Raw genomic sequence first — 21,337 nt, 5'->3', positions numbered from 1 at the left:
CGCGCCTAGCCATATCGCGCTTGGATTTCCACGTCTGCTTCGCCAAAAGACGTGCCGATGCGCCATCGCCTTCCGATCATGCTGGTCCTGACCGCCCTTGCCGCCGCGCTCGGCGCGCGTGGCGTGCTGGCGCAGATCGAGGGAGGCGATCGCGGCGTCGCGGCGGTCGACAGTTCGAACGACTTCGAGGTGGCGGGCGTCCGCGTCGACGTATCGGGCCCGAATGCCGATGCCGCGCGGCTGGCGGGCTGGCGCGAGGCGCAGCGCAAGGCCTATACCTTGCTGTCGCAGCGAATGGGCGCGGGCGCGGGGACGCTGCCCGACGGAACGCTCGACTCGATCGTGTCGAGCATCGTCGTCGAGAACGAGCAGATCGGCCCGAACCGCTATATCGCGCGACTGGGCGTGCTGTTCGATCGCGCGCGCACCGCCGGGCTGCTCGGCGTTTCCGCAGCGGTCTCGCGATCGTCGCCGTTTCTGGTCGTGCCGGTGCAATGGTCAACCGGCGTCGGCACGGTCTTCGAACAGCGCACGCTCTGGCAGGAGGCGTGGGCGCGGTTCCGCACCGGCAGCAGCGCGATCGACTATGTGCGCCCGACCGGCACCGGCCCCGATTCGTTGTTGCTGAACGTCGGCCAGACGCAGCGACCCGATCGCGGCTGGTGGCGGTCGCTGATCGATCAATATGGTGCCAGCGACGTGCTGATGCCGACCGTGCAACTGTACCGGCAATGGCCCGGCGGCCCCGTGATCGGTGTGTTCGAGGCACGTTACGGTCCCGATCACCGGATCTTGCAGCGCTTCTCGCTCCGCGTCGGCAGCAGCGCGGGCATTCCGGCGCTGCTGGACGAAGGCGTCAGGCGGCTCGACGGCGTCTATCAGCGCGCGCTGCGCGAGGGATATCTGGGCCTCGATCCGGGGCTCAACCCGATCATGCCGGTGATCGAGACGCCGGTCGAGGAAGCGTCCGACCTGCTCGCCGACGATCCGGCGCTGATCTCGACGAGCCTGGCCCTTACCATTCAATATGATACGCCGGATGCCGGTGCCGTGAACACGGCGGAATCGGCGCTGCGCAATGTGCCGGGCGTCGCGAGCGCCGCGACGACCAGCCTGGCGCTCGGCGGTGTCTCCTCGATGAACGTCAGCTATGCCGGCACGCCCGAGGCGCTGCGCGCCGCGCTGGAGGCGCGGGGCTGGCAAGTCATCGGCAACGGAACCACCTTGCGCATTCGCCGCGCCGCGCCAACGCCGAGCCCCAGTCCCCGTGCGGGGGCGGCGACATGAACCAGATCGCACTGCCGCTCGGTTGGCCAGCGGAGCAACAGGGCGAGTTTCTGGTGGTCGAATCGAACGCGCGCGCGGTGCGGTTGCTCGAACATTGGGCGACGTGGCCGGTGCGCACCGCGGTGCTCGCCGGGCCGCCCAAGTCGGGCCGATCGTTGCTCGGGCGGATTTTCGCTGCACGGTCCGGCGGATCGGTGATCGACGATGCCGGAACGGTGGCGGAAGAGGAGCTGTTCCACGCCTGGAACCGCGCGCAAGAGGAGCGGCGACCGCTGCTGCTGATCGCTTCCGCACTGCCTCCGGACTGGCCGGTTGCGTTGCCCGATCTGCGTTCGCGGCTCGCCGCCAGTCCGGCGGCCGCGATCGGCGCGCCGGAGGACACCTTGATCGCAGCGCTGTTCGAGCGCGGCTTTGCGCGGCGCCATCTGGACGCGCGCCCCGATCTGATCACCTGGTTGACGGCGCGGACCGAGCGCAGTCACACCGCCGTCATGGACACGATCGATAGGCTCGATCGTGCCGCGCTGGCAGGGCGCCGCCGGCTGACGATCCCGTTGGCACGCGAAACCCTGGATCTGGACAAGTCGGCAAAGAACCGGAGCGACCGCCCATCATGACACGGCCCGTGAGTATTGCGCGCAAGGACGCCGAAGCCGCGCTTCACCTGGACGATCCGTTCGTCGAGCGGGATGGCGAGCGCTATTTCAATCGCGAGCAATCATGGCTCGCTTTCAATCGGCGTGTGCTGGAGGAGGCATGCAATCCGGCGCATCCGCTGCTGGAAAGGCTCCGCTTTCTTGCGATTTCCGGTGGAAATCTCGACGAGTTCTTCATGGTCCGCGTCGCCGGACTGAAGGGGCAGCAGCTTCAGGACGTCGAGGCACGCTCGGCCGACGGCCTGACACCCGGTCAGCAATTGGCGGCGATCGTCGAGCAGGCCGATGCCTTGATGGCGAGCCAGCAGGCGGTGTGGGGCGACATCCGCCGGGAAATGGACGCGGCGGGCATCACGGTGCTGGGCAGCCGGTCGCTCGACACGCTGGATGCCGAGCAGCGCGCGTGGCTCGACACCTATTTTCAGGAGCAACTGTTTCCGGTCATCACCCCGCAGGCGCTCGACCCCGCGCATCCGTTCCCGTTCATGCCCAACAAGGGGATGGCGGTGATGTTCGATCTGGTGCGCAGGTCGGACTCGGAGCCGATCCGGGAATTGGTGATGCTGCCCGCCGCGATGCCCCGCTTCGTGCGGCTGCCGGGCAGTGAGCGAGCTTCGTACGTTGCAGTAGAGTCTATCCTCAAGCGCTTCTCTCCCATGCTTTTTCCCGGTTATGACGTGCTGGGCGCGGCGGAATTTCGCGTGCTGCGCGACAGCGACATCGAGATCGAGGAAGAGGCGGAAGATCTGGTCCGCTACTTCGCCAATGCCATCAAGCGCCGCCGCCGCGGGCGAGTGATCCGGTTGGAGCTTGAAACCGGGATGCCCGACGGGCTGGCGCAGGTGTTGCGTGAGGAGCTTGGCGGCAGCGACACGATCGTGACCGAGACGGGAACGTTCCTGGGCATCGGCGATTTGTCGCTTTTGGCAGACGAGGATCGGCCGGACCTGAAGTTCGTCCCATTTACGCCGCGGTTTCCCGAACGAATTCGGGAGTTTGGCGGCGATTGCTTCGCGGCGATCCGAAGCAAGGACATCGTCGTCCACCACCCGTACGAGACGTTCGACGTGGTGCTGGCGTTCCTCAAGCAAGCGGCGAACGATCCCGACGTGGTCGCGATCAAACAGACGTTGTACCGCGCGGGCAAGCAATCGGCGGTGATCAGCGCGCTGATCGCCGCGGCGGAGGCGGGCAAATCGGTGACGGCGGTCGTCGAGTTGAAGGCACGCTTCGACGAAGAGCAGAATTTGCAGTGGGCCAGCGCGCTGGAGCGGGCCGGGGTGCAGGTCGTCTACGGCTTCATCGACTGGAAGACCCATGCCAAGGTGGCGATGGTGGTGCGGCGCGAGAACGGCAAGTTCCGCACCTACTGCCATTTCGGCACCGGGAATTATCATCCGATCACCGCCAAAATCTATACCGATCTCAGCTTCTTCACCGCCGATCCTCGCATCGGGCGCGATGCGGCGCGAATGTTCAACTACATCACCGGCTATGTCGAGCCGGCGGACATGGAGCTGGTGGTGCTCAGCCCGCGCTCGCTGCGCGAGCGGCTGCTGATGCGGATCGACGCCGAGATCGCGCATGTCCGCGCCGGGCGTGCGGGATCGATCTGGGCCAAGATGAATTCACTGGTCGATCCGATCATCATCGAGAAGCTCTACGAGGCGAGCTGCGCCGGGGTGGAGATCGACCTGATCGTGCGGGGAATCTGCTGCCTACGCCCGAAGGTGCCGGGCATGTCGGAGAACATCCGCGTGAAGTCGGTGGTGGGGCGCTTCCTCGAACACAGCCGCATCGCGGCGTTCGGCAACGGCGCGCCGCTGCCCAACGATGGCGCGGTGGTCTACATTTCGTCGGCCGACTGGATGCCGCGCAATTTCGATCGCCGCGTCGAATATCTGCTGCCGCTCGAAAACGAGACGGTGCACGATCAGGTGTTGGATCAGGTGATGGTCGCCAATCTGATCGACAACGAGCAAAGCTGGGAGCTGGAGGCCGATGGCAGCTACGTCCGCGATACGCCGGGCGAGAAGCCGTTCAACCTGCACCGGTATTTCATGGTCAACCCGTCGCTGTCGGGACGCGGCGCCGCGCTCGACGGTGACGAGGTGCCGGTGCTGTCGCTGAGGCGCAAGCGTTGAGGTGGCCCAAGCGCGTGGTCGACGCGCCGGATGCCGTTCCCGCCGAAGAACCGCGCACCGCGATCATCGACATCGGCTCCAATTCGATCCGGCTCGTGGTCTATCAGGGCCCGCCGCGCCTTCCGGCGATCCTGTTCAACGAAAAGGTGCTGGCCGGGCTGGGGCGTAGCCTCGCCGAGAGCGGATCGATCGACGAACAGGCGATGGCGCTGGCGCAGACCGCGCTGCGGCGTTTTGCCGCGCTGGCGCGTGAAATGGATGTCGCGGTGCTCCGCACGGTGGCGACCGCGGCGGTGCGCGATGCCAGCAATGGCGCCGATCTGATTGCGGTGGCCGAGGCGGCGGGGCTCGAGGTCGAGATCCTGCCCGGCGAGAAGGAAGCCGAGGCGGCGGGCTACGGTGTCCTATCGGGCATCCCCGAGGCCGATGGCATCGTCGGCGATCTGGGCGGCGGCAGCCTCGAACTGGTGCGTGTGCGGCGCGGCAAGCTGCTGGGGCGGGCGTCTTTCCCGCTCGGCGTGCTGCGCATCGCGGCACTGCGCGAGCAAGGTCGGCTCGATCGCCAGGTTCGCGCCTTGCTTGAGGAAAGCGACTGGCTGGGGGCGGGCAAGGGATTGCCCTTCTACCTCGTCGGCGGATCGTGGCGCGCGCTGGCGCGGCTCGACATGGAAGCGACTCGCTATCCGCTGCCGGTGATCCACCAATATGCGATGTCGGGCGAGACGGTGACACGCCTGCGCCGCACGCTTGCGCATGTCGGCAAGGCCCGGCTGAAGAACGTGCCCGGCCTGTCGTCGGGACGCATCCCGACGCTGTCCGATGCCGCGGCGTTGTTGGCGGCGATGCTGAAGCATCTGCGCAGCAGCGGGACGATCGTCTCCGCCTATGGGCTGCGCGAGGGCTTGCTCTACGAACGATTGTCGTCGTCGGAGCGTGCGGCCGATCCGCTGATCATCGCCGCGCGTGACGAGGGGCGACGCAGCGGGCGGTTCCCCGAACATGGCGATCTGCTCGATCGCTGGATCGCGCCGTTGTTCGGCGACGATCCGGTCGAGGACGCGCGACTGCGGATTGCGGCGTGTCACCTTGCTGATGTCGGATGGCGCGCCAATCCGGATTTCCGTGCCGAGCGCGGCATGGAGGTCGCGCTGCACGGCAATTGGGTGGCGATTGATGCGCGCGGCCGTGCGATGGTGGCGCAGGCGCTGTGGACAGCGCTGGGCGGCGCGACCAACAGCCCCGAACCGCTCGCCGCGCTCGCGGGCGAGGCCGGGCTGCGGCGCGCGGTGCAATGGGGGCTGGCGATCCGGCTGGGCCAGCGGCTGAGTGGTGGCCTCGCCGCACCGCTGACGCGGGCGGCGGTCAGCGCCGCGGGCGGGGTGCTGCGGCTCGAACCGGGCGATCCGGCGCTGTATGGCGAGACGGTCCAGAAGCGTCACCGGGCGTTGGCGGCGATGATGGGGATGCAGGCCGAGCTGGCCTGAGGCGCGGGCCGAGGCACGCGAGGCGTCAGAAGAAGGGGTGATACACGCGGAGGCGCAGAGGACGCGGAGGTGCACCGCATGGGGTATCATCACCCTGTCATTCAGATCGGGCGAGGATGAGCTCCCAATGCGGCAAGCGCATCATCCCTGCGTCCTCCGCGCCTCCGCGTGAAAAGCTTTGGCGCCTTCGCCGCCCCACAGGGCTGAAAGCCGGTCGCCCTTGGGCCCGACCGGAAAGTACCGCCGGGACGTAGCGCGGCCTGCGTCATCAGCCTGCCTCGTCGAGACGTTCATCACGTTACGCTTAACGCTCTGAAATACGCGGCGAACATGACCGATCGCTCATGTTCCGGACAGGCAATCGCGAATGCGCGCCGGGCAGAAGCGCGGTATGAGCGATCAGCCCTTCTCCGACCGCTTCGGCCGTGCCGCCGTCGAGCGTGAACGGTCGCGGTCGGCGCTCGATGAGCGGGTATGCCGGCTGATCTGCCCGATGGCGGCGGCGATGGTGGGAGTCTGCCTCACCGGGATCGGGCTGCTGCATGTCGGTATCGCCTCGGGCCGGCGGGCGAGCTTCGCGGACGATCTGCTGGCCGTCGACGCACTGATCTTCCTTATCGCGATGCTGGCCTCCTATCTCGCGGTGCGCACCCCGGCGGCGCGGCGGCGCGCCTGGCTGCACCGGCTGGAGCAAGTGGCCGACGCGACGTTCATCGTCGCGATGCTGCTGCTCACCGCCGCCTGTTTCGTGATCACTTATGCCGTGAGTGCCTGACCATGCCGACGAACCGACGCAACTGGCTGGCGATCGTGGCGGGTGCGGTCACCGGCGCGGCGCTGCTGGTGGCCGGGTTCGTCGGCTATCTCGGCTATTTCGGCGGCCCGATCCTTCGCGCCGAACCGGCCACCGCGCCGGTCGCGATGCGCGGCACGCGGGTGCTGTTCCTGTCGGGCGATATGGGGATCAACGCCGGCATGGGGCCGCGGCTGATCGCGGCGCTGAACAGGGACGGCTTACCCGTTCTGGCGTTCAATTCGCTGACCGCGTTCGGCACCCGACGGACGCCCGACGAGGCGGCGGCGATCGTCGCCGCGGCGGTCGCGCACGCGGAGCAGATGCCGGGAACGTCGCGTGTCGTGCTGGTGGGGCAGTCGTTCGGCGCCGACATGCTGCAATTCGCCGGCGCACGCCTGCCGCGCGCGCTGCGGCCGAAGGTCAGGCAGATCATCCTGTTGGTGCCGGGTAACACGTTGCTGTTCAAGGCAAGTCCCGGCGGCGTGCTGGACGGACGGCCCGATGCGCCGGCCGGTCCGAGCGCGCGGCGGCTCGACTGGACCCCGGTTACCTGCATCCAGGGCGTGGCGGAGACGGTCAGCCTGTGCCCGTTGCTGCATGACCAGAACGTCCGGCAGGTGGCGCTGCCCGGCGGGCATTTCCTGAATTATGACGTGCCGCTGATCGCGCGGACGCTGCGCGACGCGATCGCAAACGGTCGCTGAGCCGTCATCTTCATTACGGATAATTCAGCCGTCGTCGACGTGCCGGCAATCCACCACGGCTTAGGGTCGGCCGATCACAGGGGATCAGATATGTTCGCTTCTCGCTTCGCCGCGGCCATCGCCGCTTTGACGATGGCCGTGGCCATTCCCGCCGCGGCGCAATCGCAAGCGCCCACGCCGACCGCGACGATCTACGGCACATGGATGAACCCTTATAAGAGCGTGGCGGTGCGCACCGGCCCGTGCGGCGAGCGGCTATGCGGCTGGATCGTTTGGGCGAACCAGGAGGCGCAGAACGATGCGCGCGACGGCGGCACGCCGAAGCTGATCGGCACCGCGTTGCTGGAAAATTATCGCGTGCAGAAGCCGGGGAGTTGGGCTGGCACGGTGTTCGTGCCGGACATGAACCGACGCTTCTATTCGATCATCCAGCAGGTCGGGCCGGACGAAATGAAGGTGAAGGGCTGCATCCTCGGCGGGCTGCTGTGCAAATCGCAGCTATGGCACCGGATTTCGGACGTTCCTCATGCTTGAGATGAAGGGGTGGCTGGCGCGGCATCGGACCGCGCTGTCGCTCGTCATGGTGCTAGTGCTGATCGGGCTCGGCTTTGCCGCGATGCAGCAGTTGACGCGTGAACTGCACTTTTCTCATGTGCGCACCGCGCTGCATGCCTTGACGCCGTGGCAGATCGCGGCGTCGCTGCTCTTCACCGCACTCAGCTATCTGACGCTGACCGGTTACGACGTGCTGGCGTTGCGGATCATCGGGCGGCCGCTGCCGTGGCGGGTGGCGGCGCTGGGGTCGTTCACCAGCTATACGCTCAGCCACAATCTTGGGCTGTCGCTGCTCACCGGCGGGTCGGCGCGTTACCGGATCTACACTGCGGCCGGCCTCGACGGGCCGGACGTGGCGCGCGTGATCGGGATCGCCAGCGCGACCTTCTGGAGCGGCGTCGTCACGGTCGCGTCGGTGGCGTTGCTGGCGCGAAGCGGGCCGATCGAGCTAGCCGGGTTCACGATCCCCGCCGTGGTGTCGCACGGGATCGCCGCGACGGTGCTGGTGTTGATCGCCGCGGTCGTCATGCTGTGCGGCAACGCGCGCGGACCGCTGCGGCTCTGGCGGCTGAGCGTGCCGCTACCGAGTTTCGGGCAGGTGCTGGCGCAGATCGGGCTGGCGGTGCTCGATACCAGCACCGCCGCGGCGGCGCTGTTCGTGCTGGTGCAGGGTGCCGATCCATCATTGCTGCCCGCGTTCATCCTTGCTTATGCGCTGGGGATCGTCGCGGCGGTGCTGGCGCACGTCCCCGGCGGGATCGGCGTGTTCGAGGCGGTGGTGCTGGCGGTGCTCCCCGGTGATCGTTCGGTCGCGTTCGCGGCGCTGATCGCCTATCGCGTGATCTATTATCTGCTGCCGCTTGCGGTGGCGGTCGCGATCCTGGCGTGGCGCGAGGGACTGCGGCGGCGGCATCTGCTCGACCATCCGTTCTCGTCGCGCCTGCTGCGCGACGGGCGGGCGGTGGCCAACGGGATCGCGCCGCTTGCGCTGTCCGCCGCAACCTTCATGGGCGGGGCGATGCTGCTGCTGTCCGGATCGCTGCCGTCGCTCCATGCGCGGATGGGCGCGCTCGCGTCGATCGTCCCGCTGCCGTTCATCGAGGCGAGCCACATCGCGGCCAGCCTGGTCGGCACCGGGCTGCTGCTGCTCGCGCCGGGGCTCTATCGGCGGCTGGATGGCGCGTTCGTCGCGATACGCGCGCTGTTGCTGGCGGGCGCGGCCTTCTCGCTGGCGAAGGGCATCGATTACGAGGAGGCGATCGCCTGCCTGACGCTGGCGGCGATGCTGCAATGGACGCGCGGGGCCTTCTATCGCCGTACCGCGCTGACGCAGATCCGCTGGTCGGCGGGGTGGCTGTCGGCGGTGCTGGTGGTGCTGGCGGCGGCGGTGTGGATCGGGCTGTTCGCCTATCGCCGCGTCCCTTACGAGGATGGCCTGTGGTGGCAGTTCGCGCTGAAGGGCGATGCGCCGCGGTTCCTGCGGGGCACGCTGGCGGCGACGGTGGCGCTGCTGGTCGCGCTGGTATGGCGATGGATGTCGCCGCCGCAGGCGCCCGAGCCGCGCGCCGTTGCGCCGGAAGCGTTGACCCGCGTGATCGCGCGCGCCGATCGAACCGACGCGATGCTAGCGATGATCGACGACAAGCGGCTGCTGTTTTCCGAATCCGGCGATGCGATGCTGATGTACCAGGTGCGCGGCGCGAGCTGGATCGTGATGGGCGATCCGGTCGGCACGCGCGACGACTGGCCCGAATTGCTCTGGCGCATTCGCGACAAGGCCGATCAGGCGCAGGGACGGCTGATGCTGTACCAGGTGACCGGGCCGGTGCTGGAGCTGGCGATCGGCATGGGGCTCCACGTCATCAAATATGGCGAGGAAGCGATCATCGACCTGCCCGAGTTCACGCTTGATACGCCGCGGCTGCGCTCGGTGCGCAAGGCGGAACGGGCGGCAGCGCGGCGCGGGCTGACGTTCCGGATCGTGCCCGCGGCGGCGGTGCCGGTGGTGCTGGACGAGCTGGAGGCGATCTCCGCGGAATGGATGGCGAGCAAGGGGCATGCCGAGAAGAGCTTCAGCCTCGGCCATTTCAGCCGGGACTATATGCAACGCTTCGACCTCGCGCTGGTGATGGAGGGCGAGCGGATCGCCGCCTTCGCCAATCTCTGGTTGACCGAGAACCATGCCGAGGCGTCGGTCGATCTGATGCGGCACCGCGACGACGCGCCGCACGGCACGATGGACTTCCTGTTCGTCAACATCCTGCAATGGGCGAAGGATCGTGGTTATCAGCGCTTCTCGCTGGGGATCGCGCCGCTATCGGGGATTTCGGGGCGGCGGCTGGCGCCCGCCTGGGCGCGCGCGGCGTCGCTGGTGTTCCATCACGGCGAGCGCTTCTACGGCTTTCGCGGCCTGCGCAGCTACAAGGAGAAGTTCGCGCCGCGCTGGGAGCCGCGCTATATCGCCGGGCCTAAGGGGATCGCGATGATCCGCACGCTTCGCGACCTGTCGCGGCTGATCGGACACGCGCCCGCCGGGTCGTAAGCGACCACGGCGAACGCGCGTCGAGCGAATTAGCTCTTCGGCGCGGTCAGATGCGCGCTGAGGAACTTGTTCATCTCGAACATGCTGGCCGACTTCTTGCCGAAGATCTTCTCCAGCTTGTCGTCGGCGTTGATCTGGCGACGGTCCTTGGCGTCCTGCAGATCGTGCTTCTTGATATATTCCCACACCTTGCTGACGACCTCGCTGCGCGGCAGGTCTTTCTTGCCGACGATCTCGGCCAGGTCCGCCGACGGGGTGACGGGAGCGGTGATGCCGCCACGTGCGCCGCCCGCGGGCTTGCCGGTCGCCTTGACCTTCTTTTCCGCAGCCTTGGTCTCGTCCTTGCCGCGCTTCTCCGCAGACTTTGCCATGCTAAGCTCCCTTCCTGAACTGCTCTTGGATGGCGCAACACCCGGGTGCGGCGCAAGTTCATCCTGGTGGCGCCTTATCAGTGGTTTTGCCCCCGCGCACAAGGAAGCACGCGACAGAAGGTCGCAAAGGCACCCCCGGCCATCGCCGGGGCGCTATCCGGCGGCCAACTCCGCCCAGATCGGCAGGTGATCGGAGGCGACGCGTGCGGCGGCGGACTGGTGAACCCCGCAGCGGGCGATGCGCAGCTCGGGCGACACCATGATCCGGTCGAGCCGCGCGATCGGGCGTCGCGCATGGAAGCTGGGCCCCGTCTCGGCGAAGCGGAACGCCGCACCGAAGTCGCGCAGGCAGCCCGAGGCGCGGGTCCATTCGTTCAGATCGCCCATCATCACCGTCGGCATCGTCCGCGCGCTGGCGCCGACATGCGCGAGGATCGCCGCGGCCTGTCGCCGCCGCCATAGCCCCGACAGATCGAGGTGCATCCCGATGATGCGAACGCTCGTGCCGCCGATCGCGACCTCCGCCAGCACCGCGCCGCGCGGCTCGAGCGCGGGCAGATGCAGTTGTTCGCAATCGAGGATGCGCGCCGCCTTGCGCACCAGGATCGCATTGCCGTGCCAGCCCATGCTGGTGGCGCGCATGCCGAGCCCGACCGGTTGCCAGTCGCTATGCTCCTCCAGCAGATGCGGGGTGAGCACCGCGGCGCGCTGTCCGAAGCGGCGGTCGGCTTCCTGAAGCGCGACGATGTCGGCGTCGACTTCGCGCAGCACCTGCAGGACACGCTCCGGGCTGCGGCGACGATCGGTGCCGATCGCCTTGCGGATATTATAGCTGGCGACTTTCAAGGTCATTGCCCCGGCGCAACGAGCGAGCGACGCACGGGTTGCAGCGCGCGATGGACAGCCAGCGACGCCAGTAGACCTGCACCGCAGAATCCAGCAGATGTAGCGGCCAAGCATCGACGGCGATCCGAGTCGAAGTCACCCGTATATCTTAAGTTGTTACTTTCGTAGGAAAAAATTGATGCTGAGGTCGACATTGCGCGTGTGGTGGGTGGCGATTATCAACGCGATTGCTTCGACTCTGCCCGATGATCCCTTCACTTCTCGGCTTCGCGCACATCTTTATCGTCTGATTTCCTGTCGGTCGGGAAGGGCGCCGACGATTAAGGGTGGCTGCCGTGTCAATGGCTATGGATTGCGGATCGGTCATCGCGTTTTCATCAATCGAAGCTGCTATTTCGACCTCAGCGCACCGGTCGTGCTCGGTGACAATGTGGTCGTCGGGCATCACACGCGGTTCGTCACTGCCGACCATGAGGTCGGCACCCGGGAACGGCGTGCGGGGTCGGTCAAGGCCGCGCCGATCGTCGTCGAGGAAGGCGCGTGGATCGGCTGTCAGTGCGTGATCATGCCCGACGTGACGATCGGGCGGGGCAGCGTGGTGGCGGCGGGCGCGCTGGTGCGTGAGAGCGTGCCGCCCAACGTCATGGTGGCGGGCGTGCCGGCGAGGGTGAAGACCCTCGACCTCGATGCTGCCCTGGCGGCGGAATAACGGCGGTGCCGGTTGCAGGAATCGAACCCGCGACCTTCGGTTTACAAAACCGCTGCTCTACCAGCTGAGCTAAACCGGCCCGCCGTTACGCGGCCCTCCATGCGTCAGGTGACGCCGAAGGTCCAGCCCTCCGTCGCGGCGACCGCGTCCGTCATCGCGGCGGGATGCCACAGGTCGGGGTCGCCGACGACGTGACGTAGCCAGGCAGCGGTCATCAGCGCGTCGGTCGCGTGATCGGTGTAGGTGGCGAGCGGTGCATGCGGGCCGCTGCCGAGCGCGGCGAGCGCAGTATCGAGCGCGGCGGCGTCGCGGATCTTGCTGAGGCCACGACGCAGTCCGGTTGCGCGCGCGGCGATGGCGGTGTAGATTTCGACGACCAACGCGCCGCGGGTAGCGACGGGGTCGAACGGCCAGACCGCGACCCGCCTGTCGAGATGGTGCAGCAGGCGCATCCCGGCGAAGCTCGCCTTGGCGACCTGCGCCGCACCGATCGCGTCATAGACGGTGGAAGGCTTGGTGGTGCCGTCGCCGCGTTGCTCGCAGACGCGCCAGTGGAGGAAGTCGCGTTTAATCCCGTCGGCGGCGCCGAGATAGAAGTGCCGGCCGCGTCGCGCCTCGAGGAACGAGGCGGCACCGAGATCGTCATCGGCCGACCGTGAATCGACATAGGCCCATAATGCGCGGGCGTCCCGCGTCGCCGTTTCGCCGGGCAGGTGCGCGCCGCGGGCGACGAACGGCGCGGAGAAGCTGAAATCGAAGCCGACCAGCAGTGGTTCGTCGCGCCGCTCCAGCAACCAGTCGAGCACCGCGGCGCGCGACCATGCGCTGGCGTCGCCGGGCGGCGCGATGAGGACCGGTGCGTCGCTGCCAATCGCACAACAGGCGACCGCTATCCCCTTGTGACGACGGCCCTTCGCGCCGGACCAGTCGATCGCGGCGAAGTGCGTGAACCGGTCAGGGGCGGGGGCCAAAGGCCGCCTGCGCTTTTCGCGTCGTCCGGTCCCACCAGGCGCGGGCGATCACCGCGCGGATGCGCTCGGGGTCGTCGCTGCCATAGCGGACCAGCAACCCCGGCCAGTTCGCATAATGCGGCGTCTGCCAGAAGGTGTCGGGATCGCTGTCCATCAACACCGTCTTTTCGTCGTGCGTCGCGGCGACGTGAAAACTGCCGGGTTCGTGGCCGGTCGAACAGATCAGCTTGCCGCGCACCTTCATCGCTGGCTGTCCCCACGACGTCGATGCCTCGACGCCGGGCAGCGTCGCGGCGAACGCCGCGACATCGTCCCACTCGCGGAAGGTCACGGCGCGGCGATCACGTCGGCGGCGAAGCGCGCGACGTCGAAGCGCGCGCTGCCGGGGTCCTCGCCGCGCCGGACGATGACGAGGCGGTGCGCCGGGACGACCATGACATACTGGCCGCGATTGCCCTGCGCCGAGTAGCTGCCGGCGGGAAGCCCCTGTGCGGGGCCGAACAGCCAGATTGATGCGCCATAGCCTTCGCTGCGGTCGGGCTGCGGCCCCTTGGGCGTCGTCATGTAACGCATCCAGCCGGCGGGGAGCAGGCGGCGACCCTGCCACACGCCATCCTGTAGCCAGAATTGCCCGAGCCGGGCGAGATCGCGCGCGGTGGTCCACATATCGCTGGAGGCGATGTAATTGTCCCGCCAGTCGCTCTGCGCGACGGTGTGGCGCATCCCGAGCGCGGTGAAGAGCCGTTGCGGCAGCGCGCGATAGCGGACGTCGCCCAACGAAGCGCGCAACGAGCGCGCGGCCAGCATGATGTCGTTGTTGGCGTAACGGAAGCGCTCGCCGGGGCGCGAGGACAGCGGCCACCCGGTCGCCTGTTCGCCGACGGTCGTCCCGCCGAAATAGATCGCGTCGGTGCGGTTGCCGGCGGTATCGCTATGCAGCCCGGACGACATCCGCAGCAAGTGATCGAGCGTGATCCGGGCGCGCGGATCGATGCCATAGGCGCTTTGCCATTCGCGGATGTTGGCGGGTCGGCGCGGATCGACGCCGCTCATGCCGACGAGCGTACCGGTGATGCTCTTGGCGACCGACCAGGTACGGTTGGCGACGAACGGGCCGAAGCCGTCGCGATAGCGCTCCGCCACGACCCGCCCGTCGCGGAGCACGACGACCCCCAGCGTGTCGGTGCCATGGCCGTATGTCGTCCCGGCAAAGGCATGTTCGATGACGCGCTCCAGCGCCGCGGATGGGCGGGGCGCAACGCCGGCGTCCCCCATCGGCCACGGGCGCGGGTCGGCCCCGGCGGGCGGGGGCGGGGCGCTGCGCGCGGCGGGAAGCGCGGCGGCGCCGATCGGGGCGAGCGTGCAGCCGCGGCCTGCCTGCCAGCTGGCGTAGCGCGGCGGCAGCGCGCGGTCGAACGTCACCGCGACGATGCCGCGGCGTCGATCGACCCGCGCATTGAGCGTGGGCACGATCTCCTCATATTCGGGATAGATGCCCTTCAGCTCGACCGCCTCGATCTGCCGCTCGCTGCGCCCGGCGTTGAAGATGCCGCCGCACAGGAATGCCGCCTTATAGCCGGCGGCGACCGCGCGGACCCAATTGGCGCGATCGTCGGCGCGCACCGACTGCGGCGATTGCGCAACCGACGGGGCGGACAGGAGAATCAGGGCGGGCAGCAGAAGGACGCGACGCATGCCGACGTTCATCCCATCCCGGCCGGCGCGCGGCAATGCGCGAGTTGCGCCAACGTCGCCCCGGCGATGCGGCCGGGGCGACGCGCCGATCATTGCGCCGGGGCGGCGACGCGGCCGGTGCGCTCCAGCTTGCCCCAGCCGACCACCATCCCGCGCACCGCCGAGGAAATCGCGCGGATCACGACACCGTACATGATCTGGCGATAGACCAGCCGCTGCGCGATCAGCAGGAACGCCGGATAGCGCTCCTTCCGGCCATCGAGGCGATAGGCGATCCAGCCGCACAGCACCTCGACGATGGTGAAGATCAGCCAGTAAAGCCCCATCTTGCTGATGTCGCCGCTGGTCTGCGCCCAGCCGTGCTGATGGACGCGCAGCGCGGTGCCGACGATCGACAGGATCAGCGTCAGGTCGATCAGCGGCGAGATCGCGGCGAACAGGATCTGGAACAGCCACGCCTGCGGCAGTCCGACCAGCGCCAGCCCCGACGGCTTGCGCTTGCGCAGGATCGAGCGGTGCTTCCACAGGCATTGCAGCGTGCCGAACGCCCAGCGATAGCGCTGCTTGGCGAGCGCGCGGAACGTCTCGGGTGCCTCGGTCCACGCCACCGCGCGCGGATCGTAGGTGACGCGCCACCCCGCGCGCTGGATCGCAATCGTCAGGTCCTGATCCTCGGCCAGCGTATCCTCCGGGTAGCCGCCGACCGCGTCGAGTGCGGCGCGCCGCCACGCGCCGACCGCGCCGGGGACCACCGTCATCGCATCGAACCCGGCGAGCGCACGGCGTTCGAGATTCTGCGCGGTGATATATTCGACCGCCTGCCAGCGGGTGACGAGGTTCACGCGGTTGCCGACGCGCGCGTCGCCCGCCACTGCGCCGATGCGGGGATCGGCGAACCAGCGGACCAGGCGGGTGATCGTCTCCGCCTCGAACTGCGTATCGGCGTCGAGCGCGATCACCACCTCGCCGTCCGCCTGGAGCAGCGCGCGGTTGAGCGCCGCCGCCTTGCCGCCGTTCTGGAGCGTCAGCAACGTCACGCGCGGATCGTCGGCGAAGGCGGCGCTGACCGCGGCGCTGGTGCCGTCCTTCGACCCGTCGTCGGCGACGATCACCTGCAGGTCGGGATAGTCGCTGGACAGCACGCGCGCCACCGAACTGGCGATCACCCGCTCCTCGTTATACGCCGGGATGATGACTGAGACGGTCGGGCGATAGACCGGCGGGTCGGCGCGACGGCGGCGGCTCTGGATCCAGGCGAGCACGGCCATCAACACCGCACGCGCCATGCCGAGCCCGATCGCCAGATACGACAGCCAGCCGATCGCCGCGACGATCGCCGCCAGCACCACGAACACCGCGACGTCGGTCCGCACCGCGAGCAGATCGCGCCCGACGACCTTCGGCATCGCCTGCGCCTGATTGAGTCCGGCAAGTTGCGAGACGGTGACGAAGCGATAGCCCTCGCCCTTCAGCGTGGCAATGATGCGGGGCAGGGCGGCCACCGTCTCGGACCGGTCGCCACCGCCATCATGGAGCAGCACGATGTTGCCCGAGTTGGTGGGGGTGGCGTTATGGACCTGATCGAGCACCTGCTCGACGACCGTGTCGGTGCCGGGGCGTGCCCAGTCGTCGGGATCGACGTGCAGCCCGGTGACCGTATAGCCCAGGTTCTGCGCGATCAGCGCCGGCCCCAGTTCGTCGGTCGTCGTCGGTTCGGCGTCGCCGAAATAGGGCGCGCGGAACAGCGTCATCCGCCGCCCGGTATACGCCTCGACCAGCCGCTGGGTCGTGTTGATCTCCAGCCGCGCCTGTCGGTCCGAAACCGCGGCGAGGTTGGGGTGGCTATAGGTGTGATTGCCGATCTCGCCGCCGTCCGCGATGATGCGGTTGAGGAGGCCGGGCTCCTCCAACGCGTTCTGGCCGATGACGAAGAAGGTACCGGGGACGTTCGCCTGCTCCAACTCCTTCAGGATCTTTGGTGTCCACGTCGGGTCCGGGCCGTCGTCGAAGGTGAGCGCGAGCAGCTTGGGGTTCTGCGCGCCGGTCCGGCGGACGACGAAGGGCGTCGGCAGCGCCGCATAATGTTCGTCGGTGATGATGCCATTGCGGGCATGCGTCACCTGTCGCACGCCGGGGGTCGGCGTGGCGGTGATGCGCAGGATCTCGCCGCTGCCCTCGACATCGGCGTTGAGCAAGGCGCGCGGCGCGGACAGGTCGGGGGTGCCGCCGGTGCGCCAGGCGGCAAGGTCCGCCCAGAAGCCGGGGTCCTCGCTGCCCAGCCGCCACAAGGCCACGTCGTCGATGCCAAGATGCTTGAGCGCGACCAGCTCGTTCCAGCTGGTGGCGGCGTCGAGCATCCAGATCGTGTGGCGCTGCCCGTCCTCGTCATAGGCGAAGCCGGCGTTGCCCGATGTCCGGTCGAAGGTGATCGGCGCCTGGCTGTCGTGCGCGGCCAGCCACGAATCCTCGATCGACAGCGCATCGGTGTCGTCGCCGTGCCAGTCGTAGCCGTAGCTGCCGAGCGCGACGACCAGCTTGTCGCGGCCGACGGTGCGGATCGCCTGCGCGACCTGATCGACGAACCACGACTGGCCGGCGATCGGGCCGGGCGTGCCGCCTTCCCAATGCTGGTCGTACGCCATGAAGATCAGCCGGTCCGACACGCGCGCCAGCGCGGCGAGCGGCCAGGCATCGTCCTCGGCCGGCACCGTGACCGCCAATTGCGCGCCTTTCGGCATCGCGGCGCGCACCGCGCGCAAAAAGCGCTGGTAATCTCCCATCGATTGCGCCGGCAAGGTCTCGAAATCCATGACCAGACCGGCCCGATGCGTCACCGTGACGTACCGGCCCAGCTTGCGCGCGATGTCGGCCGAGGCGCGCGGATCGCGGAGCAAGGCGGCGGCGCCGGCGCCGTCCCAGTCGCTGTCGCCGAAATTCTGCACCATTGGCAACACCTTGGGCGCATGCTTCATCGCCGCGATCATGCGGTCGAACGCCGGATCGGGGTCCAGCTGCACCGTGTGCGACGGTCCGAACACGCTGATCGTGGCCGGCACCACCCAATCGAGACTAGCACTATGCCGCCGCAACGACGCGATGCTCGCGTCGTCGCCGGGCACGTAGAAGCCGATCGACAGCGGCGAATGCGGGTCGGCCGCGGCGGGGCGGTGCGGGAGCCAGCCAGCGATGCCGCGACCGAGCGACTTCTCGATCCGTAGCGCGGCGGCACGCGGCTGAGGTAGCGGAAGTGCGAGATCGCGGCCGCGCGGCACGCGGATCAGGGTGAGCGCGAAGATCGCGGAGCTGATCACGATCATCACCAGCAACGCCGCAAGCACGCGCTTCGACATGCGGCTGCGACGACCGGTGGGATCGAAGAAGATGGGTTGTGCCACGGCTCAGCGACCTTTCCGAGCCACGGCGACGACGGTCATCACGATCACGTATCAACTCCCGACGGGCAGAACGCCCGAACATCGCGGCTATAGGCGACGATCAATGGAGATAGCGTGATGACGAGATTACGTTTCGGTCATCCGCGATCATGACCGATCGGTCATAAACGGCTCATCTTGCGTCGAGTGGCAGCAGGTTAGCAATGAATTCGGAGGTTCATGCCATGTCGACCATGCCGCCACGGCCACAGCGCGCGCGCGACCCCTTTCCGACCGGTGCCGACCCCGACGTGCGTGCGATCGGGTTGCTCGCGCTGCTCGTGATCCTGGCCGCGTTGATCGGCGGGCTCGCCTGGTCGCGGACGCTTGGGCTGACCGGCGGCAATGCGCGCGGCAGCGAGCGGATCGGTGCGACGTTCGCGCCGCTCGGCGGTCAGTCGGTGGTGGTCGACAGCGTGCGCGTCAGCGGCGCCGCGCGACGCGGCGGCCTGCTGGTCGGCGATGTGATCGAGACGGTCGACGATCGTCCGATCTCTACCGTCGAGGCAGCGGACCACGCTTTCCTCGGCCAAAGCCTCGACATTCGTGTCCGCCGCGGCAAGAGAGAGGTCGACGTGCATCTGGATGCAGACGGAGGAGACGGGCGTGGCCAACAAGGTCCTGTTGATCGAGGATGACGATGCCACTGCCGATTTCGTCACTCGCGGACTGACCGAAGAAGGCTTCGTCGTCGACCGCGCCGCCAACGGGCGCGACGGGCTGTTCCATGCCACCGACGGCAGTTACGATTGCATCGTGCTGGACCGAATGCTGCCCGGGATCGACGGCATGGGCGTGCTGGGTGCGGTGCGCGCGGCGGGGATCGAGACGCCGGTCATCGTGCTGTCCGCGCTGGGTGCGGCGGATGACCGCATCCACGGGCTGACCAACGGCGCCGACGATTATCTGACCAAGCCGTTCGCGTTCGTCGAACTGCTGGCGCGGATCCGGCTGCTGATCCGGCGCGGCGGCGCGGCAAAAGCGGTCGAGACGGTGCTGCGATGCGGCGACCTTGAGATGGATCTGCTTGCCCGGCGGACGAAGCGCGCGGGTAAGGCGGTCGACCTGCAACCCCGAGAATTTCGGTTGCTCGAATTCATGCTGCGCCACGTCGATCAGGTGGTGACGCGCACGATGTTGCTGGAGGGGGTGTGGGACTACCATTTTGACCCCGGCACGAACGTGATCGACGTCCACCTCAGCCGCTTGCGCAAGAAGGTGGATGAGGGGTTCGATCGCCCGCTGCTGCATACGGTGCGCGGCGCGGGCTATCGCCTCGGGCTTGACCCCTAGGTGTTGCGTTCCGCCACCTTCCGGTTCGCGGCGCTGGTTTTCCTGTTGCAGCTCGTCAGCGCAGCCGCGCTGATCGTGACGATCGGCACCGCGGTGCGGCGACAGCTGCGGGCCGATGCGCAGCGGACGGTGGCGGTGCTACGTGACGATTTGCGCGCCAGCTATGCCGCCGGAGGCGCGGAGGGGGTGCGCGGAGAGGTGGCGCTGCGCACCCACGGGCTGGTGACCCCGGGGACCGTGCTCCTGCTGATCGGCCGCGACGGCAGCTGGCTAGGTGGCAACCTCGATGCCTGGCCGCCCAGCGTGATGCGCGATGGCCATGCGACCGAAGTGACGCTGTATCGCACCGGGCTCAACACCGCCGAGCCGATGCATGTCGAGGCGGTGCGATTGCCAGGGGGCGAGCGGTTGCTGGTCGGCACGATCGTCGCGGGCGAGGCGCGCGCGATGCGGATGCTGGAGCAGGTGAGCGGCGTTGCGTTGCCGCTGGCGCTGATCTTCGCGGCGCTGGCGGCGTGGATCGCGGCGCGGACGATCGTCGCGCGGCTGGAGGAGCCGCTGGCGGCCCTGAACGCAGTGGCGGCGGGCGACCTTGGCGCGCGCGTGCCGGCAGACGGATCGCGCGATGCACTGGCGACCTTGGGCGTGGCGATCAACGGCGCGTTGGAGCGCGTCGAGACACTAATGGGCGAATTGCGCATGGCCACCGACGGGCTGGCGCACGATCTCAAGTCGCCACTTACCCGTATGCGCGTCGTGCTGGAGCGCGCGGCGGCGCAGGTGCGGGAGCCGTCGGCGGTCGAGTTGCTCGAGCGCGCGTTGGCGGAAGCCGATCGTTTGTTCGCGCTGGTGCAGACCGCGCTCAGCATTACCCGCGCCGAGGCGGGAATTGGCCGCGAGCATTTCGTGGCGATCGATCTCGCAGCCGAGTTGGAGGGGCTCGCCGAGATGTATGCGCCGCTCGCCGAGGATCAGGAGCGTACGCTGTCGGTGGAGACCGACAGTCCGTGCGTGGCGCGGGTACACCGCGAATTGCTGGCGCAGGCGCTCGGCAACATCATCGACAATTCGCTGAAGTACGGCGCGGGCCCCATCACGCTCGCCCTGCGCAAGATAGACGACGCGGTCGAGCTGGCGGTCGCGGATCGCGGTTCGGGGATCCCGGCGGGGCGGCACGAGGATGCGCTCCGCCGCTTCGGTCGGCTTGATGAGGCGCGGCAGGGGGGCGGGGCGGGGCTCGGCTTGTCGCTGGCGGCGGCGGTGGCGCGGCTGCATGGCGGCGCGCTGGCACTCGGCGACGCTCGACCGGGCCTGGTCGTGACGATCACACTACCGCTGGACTGAGGGAGCGGGTTCCTGACCGCGGCGTTTTCGGGACGACGATCGTGAGAGAGCGACTTTGCCGGTAAAGCTCGCCGTGCAGCAGAAGCCGACGGTGCCGCTCTTAGCGTCAAGCGTGGCGAGCAACCCCAATCGAAACTGACGGGTGCGTCACGCAACATGGAAAGTTCGATAACAGAGACACGACCGATGGAATTGGCCGCGTCGCTGAGAAAGGGGGAGCCAAGCAAAAAAGCGGTGACAGGGCCGCCTACAAAGCCCGGCAAGCGGCCTCGTTCCACTTTTTTGCAAAAATCTGCAAAAAGGGGCTTTACGCGTCCAATCGGCTTCCCTAGATGGGTGTCACCGCAGCGGCGAACTGGTTCTTCCGGTTCGGGATCGCGGCGGTGATCGCAACCACGGGCACTGGCCTCAGCTACCGAAAGGTAGGATGAGGGTGGTGCCGGTTTTTGCCGCTCTTTGACATTGTAGGTAAGATGAAGGGACATGTGGGCGGCGGCTCTGCGGGT

The 21,337-nt window shown here is 68.0% G+C and carries 18 protein-coding genes, 1 tRNA gene and 1 pseudogene; 13 read left to right on the top strand and 7 right to left on the bottom strand.

The features are described from left to right. Positions 1-57: 57 nt before the first annotated feature. From AADI75_RS05720 to mprF, 8 genes are all read left to right on the top strand, one after another. Positions 58-1,287 (top strand): heavy-metal-associated domain-containing protein, encoded by a 1,230-nt coding sequence (locus tag AADI75_RS05720; protein ID WP_341208080.1) that lies wholly within the window; start codon positions 58-60, stop codon positions 1,285-1,287. Then, positions 1,284-1,904, top strand: a complete 621-nt coding sequence (locus AADI75_RS05715) for a chromosomal replication initiator DnaA (RefSeq protein WP_341208079.1) — start codon at positions 1,284-1,286, stop codon at positions 1,902-1,904. Before AADI75_RS05720 ends, AADI75_RS05715 begins: the two co-directional genes overlap by 4 nt. Then, positions 1,901-4,087 (top strand): RNA degradosome polyphosphate kinase, encoded by a 2,187-nt coding sequence (locus tag AADI75_RS05710; protein WP_341208078.1) that lies wholly within the window; start codon positions 1,901-1,903, stop codon positions 4,085-4,087. The genes AADI75_RS05715 and AADI75_RS05710 overlap by 4 nt, the downstream gene beginning before the upstream one ends. After that, on the top strand, positions 4,084-5,571 hold the full coding sequence (locus AADI75_RS05705) for a Ppx/GppA family phosphatase (protein ID WP_341208077.1): 1,488 nt from the start codon (positions 4,084-4,086) through the stop codon (positions 5,569-5,571). The genes AADI75_RS05710 and AADI75_RS05705 overlap by 4 nt, the downstream gene beginning before the upstream one ends. Positions 5,572-5,938: 367 nt before the next feature. Continuing rightward, positions 5,939-6,346, top strand: coding sequence for a hypothetical protein (locus AADI75_RS05700; protein ID WP_341208076.1), 408 nt, complete (start codon positions 5,939-5,941; stop codon positions 6,344-6,346). A gap of 2 nt (positions 6,347-6,348) precedes the next feature. Then, positions 6,349-7,071, top strand: a complete 723-nt coding sequence (locus tag AADI75_RS05695) for an AcvB/VirJ family lysyl-phosphatidylglycerol hydrolase (RefSeq protein WP_341208075.1) — start codon at positions 6,349-6,351, stop codon at positions 7,069-7,071. Between the two features lie 90 nt (positions 7,072-7,161). Beyond that, complete coding sequence (locus AADI75_RS05690; protein WP_341208074.1) at positions 7,162-7,605, top strand: DUF2147 domain-containing protein; 444 nt, start codon at positions 7,162-7,164, stop codon at positions 7,603-7,605. Beyond that, positions 7,598-10,168: a bifunctional lysylphosphatidylglycerol flippase/synthetase MprF gene (gene mprF / locus AADI75_RS05685; protein ID WP_341208073.1), complete on the top strand. Its 2,571-nt coding sequence runs from the start codon at positions 7,598-7,600 to the stop codon at positions 10,166-10,168. The genes AADI75_RS05690 and mprF overlap by 8 nt, the downstream gene beginning before the upstream one ends. A gap of 29 nt (positions 10,169-10,197) precedes the next feature. On the opposite strand, the gene AADI75_RS05680 is transcribed toward mprF, so the two are convergent. Both AADI75_RS05680 and AADI75_RS05675 read right to left on the bottom strand, forming a co-directional pair. Next, complete coding sequence (locus tag AADI75_RS05680; RefSeq protein WP_341208072.1) at positions 10,198-10,539, bottom strand: SWIB/MDM2 domain-containing protein; 342 nt, start codon at positions 10,537-10,539, stop codon at positions 10,198-10,200. Between the two features lie 153 nt (positions 10,540-10,692). Continuing rightward, positions 10,693-11,391: an endonuclease/exonuclease/phosphatase family protein gene (locus AADI75_RS05675; protein ID WP_341208071.1), complete on the bottom strand. Its 699-nt coding sequence runs from the start codon at positions 11,389-11,391 to the stop codon at positions 10,693-10,695. Positions 11,392-11,593: 202 nt separating this feature from the next. Here AADI75_RS05675 and AADI75_RS05670 point away from each other — a divergent pair, with 202 nt between their 5' ends. After that, positions 11,594-12,094, top strand: coding sequence for a DapH/DapD/GlmU-related protein (locus tag AADI75_RS05670; protein ID WP_341208070.1), 501 nt, complete (start codon positions 11,594-11,596; stop codon positions 12,092-12,094). A gap of 6 nt (positions 12,095-12,100) precedes the next feature. On the opposite strand, the gene AADI75_RS05665 is transcribed toward AADI75_RS05670, so the two are convergent. The 5 genes from AADI75_RS05665 to AADI75_RS05645 form a co-directional block, all read right to left on the bottom strand. After that, positions 12,101-12,173, bottom strand: a tRNA-Thr gene (locus AADI75_RS05665). 25 nt (positions 12,174-12,198) lie between these two features. Next, positions 12,199-13,065 carry a hypothetical protein gene (locus tag AADI75_RS05660; protein ID WP_341208069.1) on the bottom strand — a complete coding sequence of 289 codons (867 nt, stop codon included), beginning with the start codon at positions 13,063-13,065 and terminating at the stop codon, positions 12,199-12,201. After that, positions 13,049-13,396, bottom strand: coding sequence for an MmcQ/YjbR family DNA-binding protein (locus AADI75_RS05655; RefSeq protein ID WP_341208068.1), 348 nt, complete (start codon positions 13,394-13,396; stop codon positions 13,049-13,051). Before AADI75_RS05655 ends, AADI75_RS05660 begins: the two co-directional genes overlap by 17 nt. Then, a complete protein-coding gene (locus tag AADI75_RS05650) occupies positions 13,393-14,760 on the bottom strand; it encodes a serine hydrolase (protein WP_341208067.1) in 1,368 nt (455 codons plus the stop codon). The genes AADI75_RS05655 and AADI75_RS05650 overlap by 4 nt, the downstream gene beginning before the upstream one ends. 89 nt (positions 14,761-14,849) lie before the next feature. Then, positions 14,850-18,155 carry a glycosyltransferase gene (locus AADI75_RS05645; RefSeq protein WP_341208066.1) on the bottom strand — a complete coding sequence of 1,102 codons (3,306 nt, stop codon included), beginning with the start codon at positions 18,153-18,155 and terminating at the stop codon, positions 14,850-14,852. Positions 18,156-18,379: 224 nt separating this feature from the next. Here AADI75_RS05645 and AADI75_RS05640 point away from each other — a divergent pair, with 224 nt between their 5' ends. The 4 genes and pseudogenes from AADI75_RS05640 to AADI75_RS05625 form a co-directional block, all read left to right on the top strand. After that, entirely contained in the window at positions 18,380-18,832 is a 453-nt protein-coding gene (locus AADI75_RS05640; protein ID WP_341208065.1) for a PDZ domain-containing protein, read from the top strand. Continuing rightward, positions 18,801-19,487, top strand: coding sequence for a response regulator transcription factor (locus AADI75_RS05635; RefSeq protein ID WP_341208064.1), 687 nt, complete (start codon positions 18,801-18,803; stop codon positions 19,485-19,487). Before AADI75_RS05640 ends, AADI75_RS05635 begins: the two co-directional genes overlap by 32 nt. Beyond that, entirely contained in the window at positions 19,488-20,831 is a 1,344-nt protein-coding gene (locus tag AADI75_RS05630; RefSeq protein WP_341208063.1) for a HAMP domain-containing sensor histidine kinase, read from the top strand. A 93-nt stretch (positions 20,832-20,924) separates the two neighbouring features. After that, positions 20,925-21,218: pseudogene (locus tag AADI75_RS05625) on the top strand (DUF3008 family protein); the annotation flags it as partial. Positions 21,219-21,337 lie beyond the last annotated feature (119 nt).

Origin of the sequence: uncultured Sphingomonas sp. (assembly GCF_964021865.1) — a bacterium.
Lineage (GTDB): Bacteria > Pseudomonadota > Alphaproteobacteria > Sphingomonadales > Sphingomonadaceae > Sphingomonas.
Note: the sequence above shows the minus strand (reverse complement) of the source record. Positions and strands in the feature narration are given on the sequence as shown.